General features: G+C 43.9%; 11 protein-coding genes and 1 pseudogene. 7 read left to right on the forward strand and 5 right to left on the reverse strand.

The features are described from left to right. Positions 1–39: 39 nt before the first annotated feature. A pseudogene (locus ACM0OZ_RS04270) lies at positions 40–219 on the forward strand (IS4 family transposase); the annotation flags it as partial. Between the two features lie 268 nt (positions 220–487). Here the strand turns inward: ACM0OZ_RS04270 and ACM0OZ_RS04275 are convergent. Together ACM0OZ_RS04275 and ACM0OZ_RS04280 are read right to left on the reverse strand one after the other, a co-directional pair. Continuing rightward, the gene (locus ACM0OZ_RS04275; protein WP_414581575.1) at positions 488–1753 is read right to left on the reverse strand and encodes a hypothetical protein; all 1266 of its coding nucleotides are present in this window, start codon (positions 1751–1753) and stop codon (positions 488–490) included. Beyond that, a complete protein-coding gene (locus ACM0OZ_RS04280; RefSeq protein ID WP_414581576.1) occupies positions 1692–3629 on the reverse strand; it encodes a caspase family protein in 1938 nt (645 codons plus the stop codon). Before ACM0OZ_RS04280 ends, ACM0OZ_RS04275 begins: the two co-directional genes overlap by 62 nt. Positions 3630–3637: 8 nt before the next feature. Between ACM0OZ_RS04280 and ACM0OZ_RS04285 the strand changes: the two genes are divergently transcribed. After that, on the forward strand, positions 3638–4444 hold the full coding sequence (locus tag ACM0OZ_RS04285; protein WP_414581577.1) for a hypothetical protein: 807 nt from the start codon (positions 3638–3640) through the stop codon (positions 4442–4444). An 820-nt stretch (positions 4445–5264) separates the two neighbouring features. On the opposite strand, the gene glgB is transcribed toward ACM0OZ_RS04285, so the two are convergent. From glgB to ACM0OZ_RS04300, 3 genes are all read right to left on the reverse strand, one after another. Next, positions 5265–7553 (reverse strand): 1,4-alpha-glucan branching enzyme, encoded by a 2289-nt coding sequence (glgB, locus tag ACM0OZ_RS04290; RefSeq protein WP_414581634.1) that lies wholly within the window; start codon positions 7551–7553, stop codon positions 5265–5267. Between the two features lie 199 nt (positions 7554–7752). Then, positions 7753–8070, reverse strand: a complete 318-nt coding sequence (locus ACM0OZ_RS04295; RefSeq protein WP_414581578.1) for a hypothetical protein — start codon at positions 8068–8070, stop codon at positions 7753–7755. A 401-nt stretch (positions 8071–8471) separates the two neighbouring features. Beyond that, positions 8472–8756, reverse strand: a complete 285-nt coding sequence (locus ACM0OZ_RS04300; protein WP_414581579.1) for a hypothetical protein — start codon at positions 8754–8756, stop codon at positions 8472–8474. 478 nt (positions 8757–9234) lie between these two features. Between ACM0OZ_RS04300 and ACM0OZ_RS04305 the strand changes: the two genes are divergently transcribed. The 5 genes from ACM0OZ_RS04305 to ACM0OZ_RS04325 all read left to right on the forward strand — a co-directional run bounded on the left by ACM0OZ_RS04305 (position 9235) and on the right by ACM0OZ_RS04325 (position 16830). Beyond that, on the forward strand, positions 9235–9936 hold the full coding sequence (locus ACM0OZ_RS04305) for a hypothetical protein (RefSeq protein ID WP_414581580.1): 702 nt from the start codon (positions 9235–9237) through the stop codon (positions 9934–9936). Between the two features lie 107 nt (positions 9937–10043). After that, the gene (locus ACM0OZ_RS04310; RefSeq protein WP_414581581.1) at positions 10044–11897 is read left to right on the forward strand and encodes a peptidoglycan D,D-transpeptidase FtsI family protein; all 1854 of its coding nucleotides are present in this window, start codon (positions 10044–10046) and stop codon (positions 11895–11897) included. Positions 11898–12112: 215 nt separating this feature from the next. Continuing rightward, positions 12113–13231 carry an iron-containing redox enzyme family protein gene (locus tag ACM0OZ_RS04315; RefSeq protein WP_414581635.1) on the forward strand — a complete coding sequence of 373 codons (1119 nt, stop codon included), beginning with the start codon at positions 12113–12115 and terminating at the stop codon, positions 13229–13231. Between the two features lie 196 nt (positions 13232–13427). After that, the gene (locus ACM0OZ_RS04320) at positions 13428–14123 is read left to right on the forward strand and encodes an SAM-dependent methyltransferase (protein ID WP_414581582.1); all 696 of its coding nucleotides are present in this window, start codon (positions 13428–13430) and stop codon (positions 14121–14123) included. A 1015-nt stretch (positions 14124–15138) separates the two neighbouring features. After that, complete coding sequence (locus ACM0OZ_RS04325) at positions 15139–16830, forward strand: tetratricopeptide repeat protein (protein ID WP_414581583.1); 1692 nt, start codon at positions 15139–15141, stop codon at positions 16828–16830. Positions 16831–16970 lie beyond the last annotated feature (140 nt).

A 16970-nucleotide genomic window follows, 5' to 3' on the forward strand; every position in this document is an offset into this window, starting at 1 on the left:
GTTTTTGATAAGGGTTTTGGTCTTATCTGAACCGTATTGGTCTATGGCTGGTTATTAGGACATTGGTCGGTAAGGCTGTTAATGTTTCAAGCTGCAACCAGTGCTGAAATTCCACCGTTGCGTCTAAGTTTTACAGGAACATTACGGGTTATTCGTCGTGCGCTTCCTAAATTTCAACGCTTGCAACCAGAAGAACTACCCCTTTTTTCGATTGGTTGACTGTAGAAATTCTTGATCAACTTTTACCTGAACGAGTTCATCGATGTAATCCCAGGGTTGTGAAAAAACCTGTATCAAAATTTCGCTCCAAAAAACCAAAACACAGAGGTACTGGACAACGAATTGATACTCCTGTTTTCCGCATCCTCAGTACAGCCTAGCCTTAACTGAACCGTATTGAACTATAATCTTGCCATTTCTGCCCGACCAAAACGGTTTATTTTCATAGAACAGAGTTTACACTGGGAAATGTTTGGGTGACATCTGTCTACTCCTCTAATAGGCGCTGAATCTCTTCCTCTGTAAAAGGATTTTTACCAGCGCGGAGAGCATCAACCCAACCTTGCCTTTGTACTTTTAATTGCTTATCATAAGTCGATTTGATCAATGTCTCAAAATCTTCAATCGCTCCTTGAGTATTCCCAGTCAGCGCCCTAGCAACACCTCGACTCTTCCGAATATCTGCATCTTCAGGTTCAAGCGCCACCGCTTTTTCACAGGCAAACATTACATCTGCGGCATATCCCCTCAAACTGCCATACCAACAGAGGAAGTCCCAAGAAATAGCTGTAATTTTTAAATTGGAATCAAAGTTTTGTGCTTCTGTGTGGGCAGCAAGGGCTTCTTTGACTTTACCATCTTTGACGAGCTTCTCTGCTTGAGTAACAAGACCAGGGGCAGCTAAATGTCTTAGTTCTGTTTTGCTAGGGATAGCTACATTAGAATCCCATTTTCGGGCTTGATTAAACTTAGCTTCCGCAGTTTTGGTATCTCCATCTGCCTTTGCTATGGCTTGACCTTGCTTAACCAGAAATTGAGCTTTTTCGGTGTTGCTCCAGTCAGCATAATCTAGACAGGTTATCGCTGCGGCTTTTGCATCTTCGGTTTTAGCTTCCAGAAGTGTAGGATGCTCGTGTAATCCATCGCACCCCACTGTTAGCCAACCTTGCCAATTACCGATCCACAACCGTAGGGTGTTGTCACTACTGCCACTGACAATGTACTTGCCATCGGGACTGAACCCCAGCGCCGTGACATCATTTGTATGACCGTTGAGGGTGACAAGCAACTTGCCTTTTGTGTCCCACAACCGTAGCGTGTTGTCATTACTGCCACTGACAATGTACTTGCCATCGGGACTGAACGCCAGCGCCGTGACATCATTTGTATGACCGTTGAGGGTATGGAGCAACTTGTCGTTTGTATCCCACAACCGTAGGGTGTTGTCATCACTGACACTGACAATGTACTTGGTATCGGGACTGAACGCCAGCCACCTGACAGTATCTGTATGACCGTTGAGGGTATGGAGCAACTTGCCGTTTGTATCCCACAACCGTAGGGTGTTGTCATCACTGCCACTGACAATGTACTTGCCATCGGGACTGAACGCCAGCGCTGTGACATCACTTGTATGACCGTTAAGGGTATGGAGCAACTTGCCCGAAGTATCCCACAACCGCAGCGTGTTGTCACGACTGCCACTGACAATGTACTTGGTATCGGGACTGAACTTTATTAGTTTCCCATTCATGGGCTGCTGCCTTAATTCTGCGCTCAATGCGAATTGCATCACGGTTTTCGCGCACCCAAGAACCTAGTCTTGACCAATGGCGAATCAATGCTTCATGGGCTACATCCACCACTGTTACTGTCTTTTCACTTTCTCCTCGTGCTTGTAGTTTAGATGTCACTACTAATCTGGCTTCTGTCAACTTCATCAGCACTCGTTCTACTACTTTTGCTGATTGTTGAGCGTTGACTAAATCTGTTTTCAACACCTGTCTGCGGGTGTCCTCTGTTCCCTCGCCCAAGTGGGTTAACTCAATAAATATCCGTTTGGCAGCCAGCTGTTCTGTTTTTGGATCGAGAGCTTCATAAACTTCATCTGCCCGTTTTTGCAGTGTGCCTTTGACTCCACCGAGCCTAGTGTATTCTGGTAAGGCTAAGCGATTGACCTCACGCTTCTTCCACAATTCAGTTAGAGTATATTGTAACAGAGGTAAACTACCCGGACCTTCTACATCTGCCAGCATTTGTTCTATCAATTCCCTTTGTACTTCCAAACCAACTAGATCGGCTGGTTTAGTAATCGCTTCTCTCAACTCCTGGTCATTCATTGGGGTGACAGTGACCAGATTTTCTTGAATTTTCTGTGCTAGTCCTGCATATTCTTGTTCAGCACATTTATCACGAAAATCTTCCCGCATGGTTATCACTACCGTCAACTGCGACTTATTCAATGCTCCCAATACGCACTTAATAAACTTTTGTCGGTCCTGTTCATTCTGGCAGAGAGTAAAAATTTCTTCAAATTGATCGATGACGAGAATTAGGCGATGGGAAACAGGGGTTTGTAAGTCAACAGTTTTGTTTAACTTTTCCAGGGGATGTTCTCCGGGGCGAAAAATCTTTATTACCCATTGTTCGCTTCCTCCCAATCTTTGCCCCAACTTTAACTGATGCAGTAAACCTGCCTTCACCACGCTAGACTTACCACTTCCAGAAGCCCCCACCACCGCCACAAAATTCGATAGCCTTACTTTGTCTAAAAGCGTATCAGTTAAAGCAGTGCGCCCATAGAAATATTTGGGATCTTCATCATTAAACTCAAAAGCCGCTAATCCCTTATAAGGACATACTTGTGCCATTAAAACAGCACGGTCAATTTTTTCTTTTTGTCCGGTAAGGATAATTTCTCCCCCAGTGTTGTGAAAAATAGGATGCTGAGAGGCTGTTTTTAGCTGTTGGTTGATTGAGTCAACAAGGGAGTAATTTGTTACCCAACTTTCAGCATGGTTTTCGGGCTTAAGTGCTGATAACAATGCCTCACTCAAAACCCCGTGTTTCCCATTAGACTTTTCACGAGCTAATTCAGAACTACGGCAAGCAGCAATTAAACATCTATCCCGAGCATTTGCAATCCCTGGATCTGCTTCTTGGAAATTGAGCAATTCACCGCTATAACAACAATCTAACCAAACAATTTGCTGTCGAACTGGGGAAGATTGTAAGACTTTGCGTAACCAATCTAGGGAAAGTCCCCAATCTCCCCCACGAGGATAAGCATCACTCGTAGCTAAAAAACTTTCACTGACTCCTCCCTGATCTTTACGTAATCCATGCCCAGCGAAGAAGATTAACGCTGTATCAGGAATATACGGTTCAGAGGGATTGAAAAGTTGGTCGATGGCTCTTTCCAAGTCCATCTTTTTTACACTGCCTGAAGGATCGACATAACAAACCCCATCTGAATTGTAAGCTGGTGGTAAACGCTTGACACGGAAATTGCCGTAAGTTTCCAGAATTTGGGCTATGGCTTCTGCGTCAGTTGCTGGCGCTTCGAGATTTTGAGCGGGATCGTCTGACTTCTCTTTCAGGACAGGGTAGCGATTAATGCCGATTACCACTGCTTCTCTTGCCAACCTTAAATCTATCTGGAAAATTTTATTCTGATTGGATACGATTATTTTATTATAGACACAAAATATTTTGGGCTTATAGCCAAAGTCGTCTGTTAAAAAGTTCTCTGCAAGCTTATTTCAGCAAAATCCAATCTAGTAGTGATTCGATTGAACAAGTTAGAAATAAAGACAGTGAATTAAATACACTGCATCAAATGCTAATAAATGTGCAAAATCTACTTAATGAATATACAAAAGAATTAACTATATTAGACTTTCAAGGTAGCACGATAGATATTAATTTAAGCAATTATGAAAAACGATTAGATAGAATCAAACAGAAAGCAACCAGAATTATAGTAAATTTAGAAACGGAATTAAAGTTTTTAACAGAATTTAGTCTCTTAGTTAAAGATAAATATCGGCTGCAAATAACTAAAGACTCAGAAAATCTAGAGCGAGGTTTAAAATTACTATCGGATACTATTAACGCTGTTCGTAGTCGAGTTGAAGTAGAAAAAGCCGAACGCGATCGCTACTTTCAAAATTTCGTTACCCTGTTAGCTGGAGGATGGGCTTTTGGCTCGTTTGTTGCCGCTCTACCAGGATTAGGTGAAAAAAATAATAACCCCGTTAGGTCTTCCCTGATAAAGTTATCCAATTTAAAGCTAAGTACGACACTACAGACAACCCCACAAGAACCTTGGTGGTTAATGCCAATAACTAAGGGTATATATACTCTGGGTGGATTTATTATTGCTATTTTAGTGCTTTTAATTTGGAGGCGTTTATGGAGGCGATACCGTTCACCTATAAGGTAGGTAATCAATTCAAAATTAATGTTTTACTCAGCTTTTGCTTTGTTAGCAAAATTTTCACCCTCTGTAGAATGCCTGCGAAATCCCATTTCAACATTAGCCCTTGTGCTTTGAATTATAATTTGAGAAAAATTCTGAACCATAAACCGAGCACGCTTGTAACGCCAATTCAAGCTTTCTAGTCAAAAGCAAAATCAAACTCTGCATCAAAATATGAGCGAAAGTTTATTTTCTGAACCATAATGTAAATCTGAGTTGAAAAAACTGGTTTAACTAAGGCTGACTACTTAGAAGAAATTGTGCGGAAAAATACTCTACCAAGTATCACACGAGATGAATCACAAAATCTACCATGTAATACACGGAAAACCGAACCCTTCAACCGTGTATTATACCGGACAAGGGGTATCAAAAAAGGTCAGCCACCTTACTACCTCAACTGGAAGCACTTGAAACTTTACGCGATCACATTTTGTTTGAACTGAAGTTAGGTAAGCAAGCCACTGGATACAAAACGGCACTTAAAGCTCTTAATCGTTTCATTGCTGAATTAACTAACCGAGTATAGCCGTTTCCGAATTCGCCAACAGTGTCATTTAGCTATGAAACAAAATATTGCAAAAATCTAAAAAATACAATCTTTGTGGCTTTGCGCCTTTGCGCGAAACAAAATTCATACTCTTACAGCTATTTTCAGTTAATTGAACCACAGATTTTCGTAGGGGCACCGCATTGCCGTGCCCCTACCACGTGGTTTATTTACTTGAAAAGCGCTGTAATCAGCAACGCCAAATTTAGAGTGGGCATCGCCCACCCTCCTTACTTAAGATTCAATCACCTCTGCTGTCTTCTGCTTATCCAACTTGAGAATCAATACTCCCAAGGGTGGCAGACATAAATCCAGCGAATAGGGATGATTGTGCAATGACCAATTGTCCGTCCACTTACCACCTAAGTTGCCCATGTTGCTACCGCCATACTGACGAGCATCGCTGTTGAACAACTCAGTATAAAATCCTGGCTGAGGTACACCGATGCGATAGTGGGAATGGGGTTGGGGTGTGAAGTTGCAAACCACAACAACGAAATCATCAGAATCTTTGTCGCGACGGATAAAAGAAACGACGCTGTGGCGGTTGTCGCTACAGTCAATCCACTCAAACCCTTCGCGTGCAAAATCCTGGGTGTACAAAGCTGGTTGGGAGCGGTAAAGATGGTTTAGTTCTTTGAAAAACTCTTTGAGCTGTTGGTGGGGCTCATACTGGAATAGCTGCCATTCTAAGTCACCCCAGACATTCCACTCACTCCACTGCCCAAACTCCATGCCCATAAACATGGTTTTCTTACCTGGGTGAGTGAACATAAAGGCGAACAAACAACGCACATTTGCCAACTTCTGCCATCTATCCCCAGGCATTTTGCCGATGATATGGCTCTTACCATGCACCACTTCATCGTGAGACAGGGCAAGCATGTAGTTCTCGCTGTGGTGATACCACATACTAAAGGTGATATTGTTTTGGTGGAACTGGCGGAACCATGGGTCCATGCTGAAGTAATCCAGCATATCGTGCATCCAGCCCATGTTCCACTTCAAGTTAAAGCCCAGTCCTCCAGTGTAGGTGGGCCAAGATACCATCGGCCATGCGGTGGATTCTTCGGCAATTGAGACAACGCCAGGGAAATAGCTGAAGATACTGTGATTCACCTGACGCAGGAAGTCCGCTGCTTCTAAGTTTTCTCTGCCGCCGTACTGGTTGGGAAGCCATTCTCCATTTTCGCGGCAATAGTCGAGATAAAGCATGGAGGCGACAGCATCGACACGAATGCCGTCAATGTGGAATTTGTCAAACCAGAACAGGGCATTTGCTACCAGGAAATTCCGGACTTCGTTGCGGGAGTAATTGAACACGAGAGTCCCCCATTCCTTGTGTTCGCCTTTGCGGGGATCGGCGTGTTCGTAAAGATGGGTGCCATCAAAGAATGCTAAACCATGACCATCTTTGGGGAAGTGACCGGGAACCCAATCTACAATCACCCCAATACCATTTTTGTGGCACTGGTCAACGAAATACATAAAGTCTTCTGGGCGACCAAAACGCGAGGTGGGGGCGTAGTACCCAGTGACTTGATAACCCCAGGAGCCATCAAAGGGATGCTCGGCAACGGGCAGCACTTCAATGTGAGTGTATCCCAAATCTTTGACGTAGGGAATGAGCCGTTCTGCCAATTCCCGGTATGTAAGGAAACGTGCGCCTGGATTAAGTTCTGAAACAGTAACGACAGGTTCGGTTTCACCGTTGGGCAATTTGGGTGGTTCTGCACTAGAGCCGTGTAACCAAGAGCCTAAATGTAGTTCGTAAACTGAAAGGGGTTGAGTGAGGGGATCGGTGTGACGCCGTTTTTCCAGCCAGTCTTCGTCACTCCAGGTGTAGGCATCCAAATCGGTTACAATGGATGCGGTTTTGGGGCGAGGTTCTTGTTGAAAACCGTAAGGATCAGATTTTTCGTAAATGTGTCCTTCGTAGTTTTTGATTTCGTATTTGTAATGCTCTCCTACACCAAGTTCGGGAATGAACAATTCCCAAATGCCAGTGTGTCCTTTTCGCATTTGGTGTTTGCGCCCGTCCCAGTTATTGAAATCTCCCAGGATTGAAACATTACGGGCGTTGGGTGCCCAGACGGCAAAATAAACGCCTTTAACACCGTTGATTTCTGTCGGGTGCGCTCCCAGTTTCTCGTAAATCCGGTGATGGTTACCTTCGGCAAACAGGTGCAAATCAAATTCAGTCAGCCGGGGAGAAGGGAAAGCGTAAGGATCATACATGACTCGCTCGTGTTCCCCTTCTTTTATCCGTAACTGGTAGTTTGCCAGTTCTTTTATTTCTATAGTGCATTCAAAAAAGTGGGGATCATGCACCGTTTCCATTGGGTATTCCTTCCGTTCTTCAGGAAGAATGACCCAAGCCGCACTCGCATTTGGTAGGTAGGCTCGCACAGCCCAGACGTTTTTGCCATTCTGTTCTATGGGGTGGGCACCGAGTACTTCAAACGGATCTTGATGTTGATTCCAAATGATGCGGTTAACCTGTTCGGGGGCGATCGTGGTCATAGACATGCAGCTAGCTACGTTGACTAAAGTGGGTAAGTAAATTTGCTTTGTAAAACATATATATATATTCTTTACATTTATTTGCAATTTTGTCGCCAGAGTCATCGTACCTTAGAGGGAGTCCTTTTGGAGGAGTGCGCTTTACCTTGCGTAAGGTACGGAGTCTGAAATGTAGTAAATTCTTTGATTCATACACGCTTCAAATATTGAGAAAGGGGAAAAGCTGAAGCAAGGTTTTACGGAGTCGCAGCAGAAAAACTTGATCCTGAATTCGGGGATCAAGTGTTGGGGGTGGGCTTTTTTGCAACTGAGCCTGCAATTGAGCGTATTCGGCAGCGTTCAAAGGCTTACCATCAACAGGCGATCGCGCTGTTGTAATAATCTCGGTTCGCAATATTTCTTCTGGTATCTCTTCTTGTGGCGGTAATGCCATGACCAATGCCCCCCAATGACTGCTTAGCTCCACCAATATGCTAGTACAGACTGTTAAAACCAGAAATCTTATCACCCTTGTCATTTTCTCTCTCCCCCCAGTCATGAGTCATCAGTCATTAGTCATTAGTCATTTGTCATTTGTCATTTGTCAACAGTCCAAAATTATTCTCCCCTGCTCAAGAGCTCCCCATCTCCCTCACCTGCCCAATAGCTTAGCTATAAAGAAACCCGGTTTCACAGAGAAACCGGGTTTCTTGGGTAAGTTGCTGTGAAGATCTGGCAAGCTCAAGGTTGCTACCAGATCACTTTTGCAGACGAGAAACCGAGTACAGGGAATTGTCAAGACAAAGTGTCAGTGAGCGTGACTAATTTATGCACTCTCAAAACTCAGCCATCTACTTTGTGGAAATTTGGGAGGATCAACTCAACCAATGTAGTGAGACGCGCTGCAACAACCTGTTTTGGCTGTTTTGAGACTGCTATTTAGGGGGACTTGGTTGGAGTGGCGGCAGGACTAGCTGCGCCACCAGCACCCGCACCAGCACCAGGGGTAGCTGTGGTGCCACCAGCACCAGGGCTAGCTGCACCACCAGCGGGAGGGGTAGTGCCAGTATCTGCTGGTTCAGCAGGTGAAGTAGCGGCACCTCCAGCACCCCCAGCGCCCCCAGCGCCTCCAGGAGCTTCGCCGCCGCCACCACCACTATCACAGGCTCCGAGAGCTGCTGCCAGACCCAAAATTAAAGCAAAACTAAGGATTTTTATTTTCATAACTCCTCTTTCACCAATTGCGGCAAGTACAATTTTAGCCTGTTGACTACGATACCTTATTTGTTGCTTTTTTTTAAGCAACTTGAGATGACAGATTTAAGCAAAATGTTTTCGCTTCTTGTAAAGTCACTCAATCGTTCAGGGTAGTATTAGCAAATTAAGTCACTAAGGGCGATATCATAGCAAAAATTGTGTTTTTTTTTCACGCCTCTTGCTTATAGTAGCAATGCATTGCCATACTTTATAAATGCGATACCTGAACACCTTGAGTGTTCAGTGGCAATTCTATTCATTGCCAATAAATCTGATTTCTTCTGTGAAACTAAGTTTCTTGGGAATGGGAAGATTGGTGCGCCTACCTATCAGAATATATTGATTGGGTGTAGGGTGTATTTGTTGGTTATTGCCCGAAAGGCAATAATAACGAGAGTAAAAACAGACAATCATCTAGAATAAAGTATTTTCTATCCAAAAAATTATGGCTGTTGCTCGCAAATCAGATGTTTCTGCAACGGGCAGTGGGTTCCGGACAGGAGTGAGAAGTAGCAGAAAACGTCGCTCTGCTCCCCGACAAAAAGAGTCCACTCAACCACCAGAAAATGCTCCACAGACACCGCAGTTCAGAACTCGCCAAGCCGTTCTGCCTGCCTTGTCTACATCAGTATCCTCTAGAAAACAAAGGCATTCGTCCAAAAATTTATCAGTTTCTGCACGGCAGATGGCAAGGGAAGCATCCAGCGCCAAGACACAAACAACATCCGTGCCAGATCCCAGCAAACAAAAAGCCTCAAGCGTCCCTGTGATGCCATCTGCTGAGTCTGTCCCTTCGTGGTTGCTGCGCCTTTTCGCCTTACATCGTCATTCTTCAATTATGGCGTTTTTGTTAGTCGCTACGACGCTTGTGGTTTATGGTTGGACTGTATATTCCCAACAACTGTGGAGTCAGGCATCCCGCAAGCTGCAAAACTTGTACCGTCATGAGCGCCAATTGATGACAGCCAACGAGGTGCTAAAAAACCAAATGGCGAAAGAAGCAGAACGCCCACCAGCTAAACTGGTATCGCCAACTCCCGCAGGGATGCTTTTCTTGAAGAGAGCACCTGTTGAGCCTAACCCAGTACTTAACAAAACGCCAAATTCAGAAATACAACAGCAAACCTCCAATCCAGTGGGGTATTAGTCAAAAGTCAAAAGTGAAGGTAACAAGTCAAAAGCCAAAAATAATAACTTTAGACTGTTGACTTTTCACTTTGGACTCCGCAGAGCGGTGGACAAAGGACTATATTCATGCAAAAGTCACCAAGCAGAACAAAATTTAGAAAGTTTAAATTTCCCAAACCAGAATTTACCAGGCGACAGCAAAAGGGTTCGAGACAACAGTTCAACACCAAACCTGACCAGACTCAAGAGCAAGGACCCAACACCAAATTCAGACTGTTTATTGTTTGGAGCTTTCTGATTGCGGCTGGCGTAGGGCTGGGTGTTAACTTGTACAACCTGCAAATCGTGCGCGGACCAAAGCTCACACAAAAGGCGCGAAACCAGCAAATGGTGAATTTGCGACCTTTTGTGCCCCGTCGCCCAGTGGTCGATCGCAATAAGGATTTGCTGGCAATTGACCGTCCTGTGTATACTTTGTACGCCCATCCCAAACTCTTTGAAAAGTCTAATCACCAGATGGCAGAACAGCTTGCGCCAATACTGGCTCAAGACGCTGCTGAGTTAGAAAAAAAGTTTGAAAGTAAAAAAAGCGGGATCACACTTGCCTCGGCATTACCAGAAGAAATTGCCGATCGCGTTTCTTCATTCCAGCTCAATGGCTTAGAGTTAATTCAAAAATACTCGCGATTCTACCCACAGCAGGATTTGGTTGCAGAAGTGGTAGGCTATGTGAATCTTGACCGTCGCGGTCAGGCTGGTGTGGAATACAGCCAAGAAAAGCTGCTAGAACGTACTATGCAGACGGTACGGCTCAGCCGCGCGGGTAACGGGGCGCTGATGCCAGATTATGCTCCAGAGGGTTTTCTTAATTCTGATGATATGCGGCTGCAACTCACTATAGATAACCGCCTGCAAAGAGTTGCCCGCTTTGCCCTTAAAGAACAAATGCAAAAGTACCGGGCAAAGCGAGGAGCAGTCATTGTTATGGACGCGTGGGATGGTTCCCTACTCGCCTTAGTTTCTCAGCCCACTTATAACCCAAATGAATATTCTAAAGCCGATATCTCTCTATTTAAAAACTGGACGGTAGCAGATCTGTATGAACCAGGTTCAACGTTCAAACCTTTAAATGTGGCGATCGCTTTGGAAGCTGGCGTCATTAAACCTGAAGATGTGTTTAATGACCCCGGTTACATTCAAGTAACTGACCGAACAATCAGGAATGCTGAAAACAAACGTTACGGGCGGATCAACATCGCTCAAATTCTGCAACACTCGAGCAACATAGGCATGGTGCAAATCATCCAAAGATTGCAGCCTTCAGTCTACTACGGTTGGCTGGAACGCTTGGGGCTAGGGCAAAGCGTTGATGATACCGATTTACCCTTCACTGTAAGCAGTCAGCTAAAACGTCAGGAAGAATTTCTTGCCACGCCAGTTGAACCAGCAACAACCTCCTTTGGTCAAGGCTTTTCACTGACACCGTTGCAACTGGTACAAATGCACGGAGCTTTAGCCAATGGGGGCAAATTGGTCACACCTCACGTAGTCCAGGCGCTGATAGACACTAAAGGGCAGGTTCACTATTCACCCAATCGAGCTATTCCCCGCCAAATATTCTCACCCACAACCACCCTAAAGGTGGTAGAGATGATGGAAAGCGTAGTCGATGACGGCACAGGAAGAGCATCGCAAATTCCTGGGTATCGCATTGCAGGCAAAACCGGCACAGCCGAAAAAGCCAGTCGCGCTGGTGGTTATATCAACGGAGCTAAAATCACCAGCTTCGTCGGTATCTTACCTGTAGAATCGCCCCGCTACGTCGTATTAGCATTGGTTGATAACCCAAAAGGAGAAAATGCCTATGGTAGTACTGTAGCCGCACCCATTGCTAAGTCAGTCATGGAAGCACTGATTACCATTGAACAGATTCCACCGAGTAAACCAATAACTCAAACACCTGCCAGTCCGCAGCCGTGAGGAGCAGGGGAGCAGGGGAAATCAATTCGCTCATTCACGCATTCCCTCCCTCCCTCCTCTCCCTCCCTCCCTGTGCGTCTGTGGACTGAAATCTTTAATCAATAAGTTAATTTTTCTTTATCACCAACGGGAGATGTACTTAAATTTGCTTAATGGAAATCTAAATAGTATAGGTGGAAACAGTTTCACGCCTGCGTTTAGTAACCAAGTATTCCATGCACAGCAATTTAGTGATGTCTCCTCTCCCCGAGGTTGAAACAAAGAGTAAGCAGATAAAAGAAAATATAGATATAAACTACGAGCGTGCTGAGCAGCAATTTATAGAACTGCTTGCAACAGAGAATTTGGACAAACAACTAGATGCAGAGCCTGCATTAAACAGTGAGTTTGAACGCGCACTCTCTGTGGCAATTCCTGATGCTTATCGAAATGGTGCTGGTGATGGTGCCGCTCACCGCTTTCTCCAGCGCATACTATATCGCATCAATCGGTTAAATCTGTTTTGGTACGATGACCTACGCCACTACGTCAACGAGCGTTCTCCTTACTTGTATAAGGTGCGCGACCAAATTGAGACGGCTTGGCAAGAGTGGGAACTCGCACAAATTGATGTCGCTGCATTGCAACAATTGGATGTTAAGCAAGCTCTCATTGATCGTTGTGCTGAGGATTTAGATCCGCCTTTGTCGGAAAACAGTCGTTACATCCAGGAGGAAATGAGTGAGGTTGGCTACCGTCACTTGCTAGCTATTGGCTCATTTGAAGGCTTGGTGGAAAGCAGTCACCTTCCGCGCATTCTGGGTGGCGCTGCTAATGCAGTACAGTGTACGCTGATGCGAGTCTTTCAGGAAGAGTACGGGAACGGTCGCTTATCTCGCAAGCATTCTACGTTTTTTGCTCAAATGCTCAACGAGTTTGGGATGAACACCGAACCAGAGGGATACTTCGATTTCATCCCTTGGGAACTTCTGGCTTGTTCCAATAATAGCTATCTGATAAGTGAACGCAAGCGCTATTTCCTGCGTTACAACGGTGGATTGACGTATTTCGAGTTATCAGTACCAGCGGCTTTCAGAAGTTATGTTGCAGCAGCAAAGCGCTTGGGACTCTCTAACGCGGCAATGAGTTATTGGGAAGTGCACATCAGGGAAGACGAACGCCACGGACGTTGGATGTTGGATGATGTGGCTTTACCTTTGGCTCAAATGTATCCCAATGATGCCTGGGAACTGGTGTTGGGGTACGACCAGGAGAAGCTCATGGGCGATCGCGCGGCTCTTGCTGTTGTGCAGTCGATACGTGAAGCAGAACAAGCCACATTAAGTTATTCATAATTCAAAGTTCACAATGGTAGACCAACAGCATTCGTAATTTTGCATTTCTAATCTACTGGTAATTCACATAGCCATTTATTCCTTTAGTAACAGATGACTTGCTAAAGGAACGGTTTTTTATTGCCTTTTTAAGGGTAGCTGCTAGGGTGCGCACTGCCTGCCTTTGTTCAAAAATATTGGAATTAATGATAATCAAATGAAAAAGATCTTCTTTTGCCCTGAGGAATCCAATTTTTACTCAAACTGCTTGGAAAATTTGGTTCTGAGAAATTGTCAAGAATCTGAATGTGTCGTTGAGTTTGGCTCAGGAGATGGCAGCCCTGTTATTAATTCATTACTCAGAAACAAGTTTGATGGTGTCATACATGGATTTGAATTAAATACTTCTGCTTGGAAAACCGCAAATTTAACAATCGATGAATATAATCTTGGTCATAAATACATAATTCATAATTCATGTTTGTTTGAGTCTTCTCAACCAGAAGCTGAGTATCTAGTTGCTAATCCTCCTTATCTCCCCGCCCCCGATAAGGAAATTTATATGCCATTGTTATTTGGTGGCATAGATGGCGCAACAGTTACCAACGAACTCTTATCATTAGGTTATGACAATGTATTACTTTTAATCTCCAGTTTTTCTAACCCAGAAAGTACAATTCATCATGCAATATCTAACGGTTACCGTGTGACAAATTTTATAGTTTTACCTTTAAAATTTGGTTACTATAGCTCCGAGCCAAAAGTTAAAAACCACATAGAGGAATTACGAAAAAACAAAATGGCTTTTTATTCTGGCGATTATTACTTTTTAGCTGGTGTTTTATTTCAACAGTCTCAAGATAAGAGCGTGGATTTATCTAATGAGTTAGCTCAAGTTATGACAAGTTTGTAAATTAACTCATCCCCCGGCTATAAAAACACGAATATCGCTCGTTTTTATAAAAAGCCAGGGGGAGATCCAAGTCCATTCGTCCTTTTGAGCAGTCGTTGCAATACGCTTGTTGGTAATTTCACCAAGAAAGAATCATTCGTCAGAATATTGAAGAAGAAGTCAGAAGACAGAATTCAGAATTCAGAATCAATTGGATCGGTGCAGCACCAAACCAATTGTAGACACCCTGCTGTTGTCGTTATTTAAACCCCTTTACTCATCCGCCAGTCGTACAGGAGCCATTCTGACTCCTGAGTTCTGAGTTCTTTTGTTAAACGCGCTTTTCTCGTCGTGAATTAAGAGTACAGACGCCCTAATTAGGGCGTCTGTACTGAGTATTGGTATAAAGCCCCCGGATAAATCCTTTGGAGACCAACGCGCGTTTTTCCGCACTTATTTCCCCCGGATTCATCAGTGGGGTATTCTGATTACTGTGTTCTGTGTTCTCTTGTTCTTCTTAAACCCTTATTGATGGAAAGCCTTATTTCTTAAGATTTTATACTTACTCAGTCAAAATATTTACAAAAATTGAAAGTTGTTTAAAAATGATTATATAAATTAATATTGCCCATAAACAACACTCACAACTCAAACTCTATCTCAAAGTAGATGTAAAATATTTAGGGCTTTTACAAAATGTCTTGAGTATGATTTGCTACAATTTGCTTTGGGTACTAGATCCGCAATGAGTAATCATTGGAGCTGGTTTTTAAGACGAGATGAGTGTAACTGCTTTAGCAGCAAGTAATAATATCTTTCAAAAACTCTCTTTGCGTCGCTCACTCCCTATATCCGGTGTGCCTGCCATAAGCGATTATTTTTCGGTTAACAGATTAGTAGATTGAGTGTTCCTCACTCGTTAAAAAGCAGACACTACAGGATACTAATTAAGAAGAACGACCTGTTGTTGAGTTAAGAAGGTGCGTCTCCATGTTATTTGCTCTATCAAACCAGCTTTCAGAGGTTTAGCAAAAAGATGAACCCACAACCGCCACTGCCTGACAATGAAATAGCTAGGCTCAATGCACTTAGCCAGTATCAAATTCTGGACACTCCTGCCGAAAAAGTCTTCGACGATTTTACCTTCTTAGCTGCACAAATTTGTCGTACCCCAATTGCGATTATTAGCCTTGTCGATGGAAATCGGCAGTGGTTTAAATCGAAAGTGGGTTTAGCAGCACCTGAAACAAGCCGGGATCTCGCATTCTGCGCTTATACGATTTTGCAACAAAAACCATTAGTTGTCAGGAATGCGTTAGCAGACTCTAGGTTTGCAAACAACGCTTTGGTACTCTCCGATCCCAACATTCGTTTTTACGCTGGCGCACCCCTGATTACACCGGAGGGATTTGGGATTGGAAGCATATGCGTGATTGACATAGTGCCCCGAGATTTGAGTCTCGAACAGATAGAAGCACTACGAGTATTGAGTGATCAGGTGATAGCACAACTTGAGTTGCGGCGTAATGCTATAACTCTATCACGCACTATCATCGAACGACAGCAGGCGGCAGCACAGCTTCGTAGTCAGTACGATGTGGTCGAAGTGTTTTATCGCCGAGGAGAGGAAAAGGCTCGAAAAGGAGATTACCAAGGAGCCATTGCAGAGTTTAACGAGTTCCTGCGGCTCAATCCCAATGGTTTTAAGGCTTACTATCAGCGAGGGCTTGCCCGTCAAAAGCTAGGAGACTACAAAGGTGCAATGATAGACTTTGATATGTACCTACAGTTTAATCCTAACGATGTCGAAGCTCGCTGCAATCGGGGGCTGCTCCGCTTTGAACTTGGAGACTACAAGGGAGCGATCGCGGATTACAGCAGTAGTATGCAGATTAATCCTGACTATACCATTCCTAATGACATTCGGTTTATCAACCCTGGGCTTGACAAAAGAGAAGCAATTGTGGACTACACCCACTCCTTAGGGCTTAATCCCAATTACGCTGAGACTGAGATCAATATCAGCCAGGCTCATACTGAATCTGAGTTGGAAGATTATAACGACGAAATTGAGAATACCACCCAGTTTTTGCCCGTTAACTCTAACGATGACGAAGTTTACGTTACCATAGAGAATGGTCAGTATGAGCTTGAAGATAGCACCCAATTGCGGCTAAATTCTGATAATGCCAAAGCATACATTAACCGGGGTAATGCCCGTTGCGATTTGGAAGATTACAGTGGTGCAATTGAAGATTACACACAATCTTTAAGGATGAATCCTCAGGATGCACAAGCTTATATCAGCCGGGGTAATGCTTGCTTAATGGTCAAAGATTACATTGGTGCAATCAATGATTATACTCGGTACCTGCGGATGAATCCTAAGGATGCCAAAGCTTATATTAGCCGAGGCAATGCTTATTGTGAGTTGGAAGATTACAGTAGTGCAATTGAAGATTACACTTGGTCTATAGAGCTGAATCCCAACGATGGTGAAGCTTATATCAATCGAGCTAATGCTCGCTCTAAGCGAAAAGACTACAGCGGCGCAATTGAAGATTACACGCAGTTTCTGCGGATTCATCCCAACGATGCTAAAGCTTATATCAGCCGGGGTAATGCCCGATCTAAACTAAAAGACTACAGTGGTGCAATTGAAGATTACAAAAGAGTGTGGTCAAAAGCAATTGAGCAGTTACCTAAACTATCCAGTGAGGACGGCTGATGAGAAATTACGTTTAGATATTTCATTTCCCTGTGGAGTTTTTGACTCTTGGCTAGAGTTCTTACAAAAATCTCTAATTTGATAATTTAGAATCAAAAATCTATAGAGATGGACATAAATAGCTTGCGTTTATCTATGTC

The sequence above is a fragment of the Scytonema sp. PCC 10023 genome (genome assembly GCF_963920835.1).
Taxonomy (GTDB): domain Bacteria; phylum Cyanobacteriota; class Cyanobacteriia; order Cyanobacteriales; family Nostocaceae; genus Kalymmatonema.

Excerpts from the sequence above, each read along its gene's own strand:
- ACM0OZ_RS04275 (WP_414581575.1), bottom strand. The coding sequence starts at position 1,753 with ATGAATGGGAAACTAATAAAGTTCAGTCCCGATACCAAGTACATTGTC.
- glgB (WP_414581634.1), bottom strand. The coding sequence starts at position 7,553 with ATGACCACGATCGCCCCCGAACAGGTTAACCGCATCATTTGGAATCAA.
- ACM0OZ_RS04295 (WP_414581578.1), bottom strand. The coding sequence starts at position 8,070 with ATGACAAGGGTGATAAGATTTCTGGTTTTAACAGTCTGTACTAGCATA.
- ACM0OZ_RS04300 (WP_414581579.1), bottom strand. The coding sequence starts at position 8,756 with ATGAAAATAAAAATCCTTAGTTTTGCTTTAATTTTGGGTCTGGCAGCA.
- ACM0OZ_RS04305 (WP_414581580.1), top strand. The coding sequence starts at position 9,235 with ATGGCTGTTGCTCGCAAATCAGATGTTTCTGCAACGGGCAGTGGGTTC.
- ACM0OZ_RS04310 (WP_414581581.1), top strand. The coding sequence starts at position 10,044 with ATGCAAAAGTCACCAAGCAGAACAAAATTTAGAAAGTTTAAATTTCCC.
- ACM0OZ_RS04315 (WP_414581635.1), top strand. The coding sequence starts at position 12,113 with ATGCACAGCAATTTAGTGATGTCTCCTCTCCCCGAGGTTGAAACAAAG.
- ACM0OZ_RS04320 (WP_414581582.1), top strand. The coding sequence starts at position 13,428 with ATGAAAAAGATCTTCTTTTGCCCTGAGGAATCCAATTTTTACTCAAAC.
- ACM0OZ_RS04325 (WP_414581583.1), top strand. The coding sequence starts at position 15,139 with ATGAACCCACAACCGCCACTGCCTGACAATGAAATAGCTAGGCTCAAT.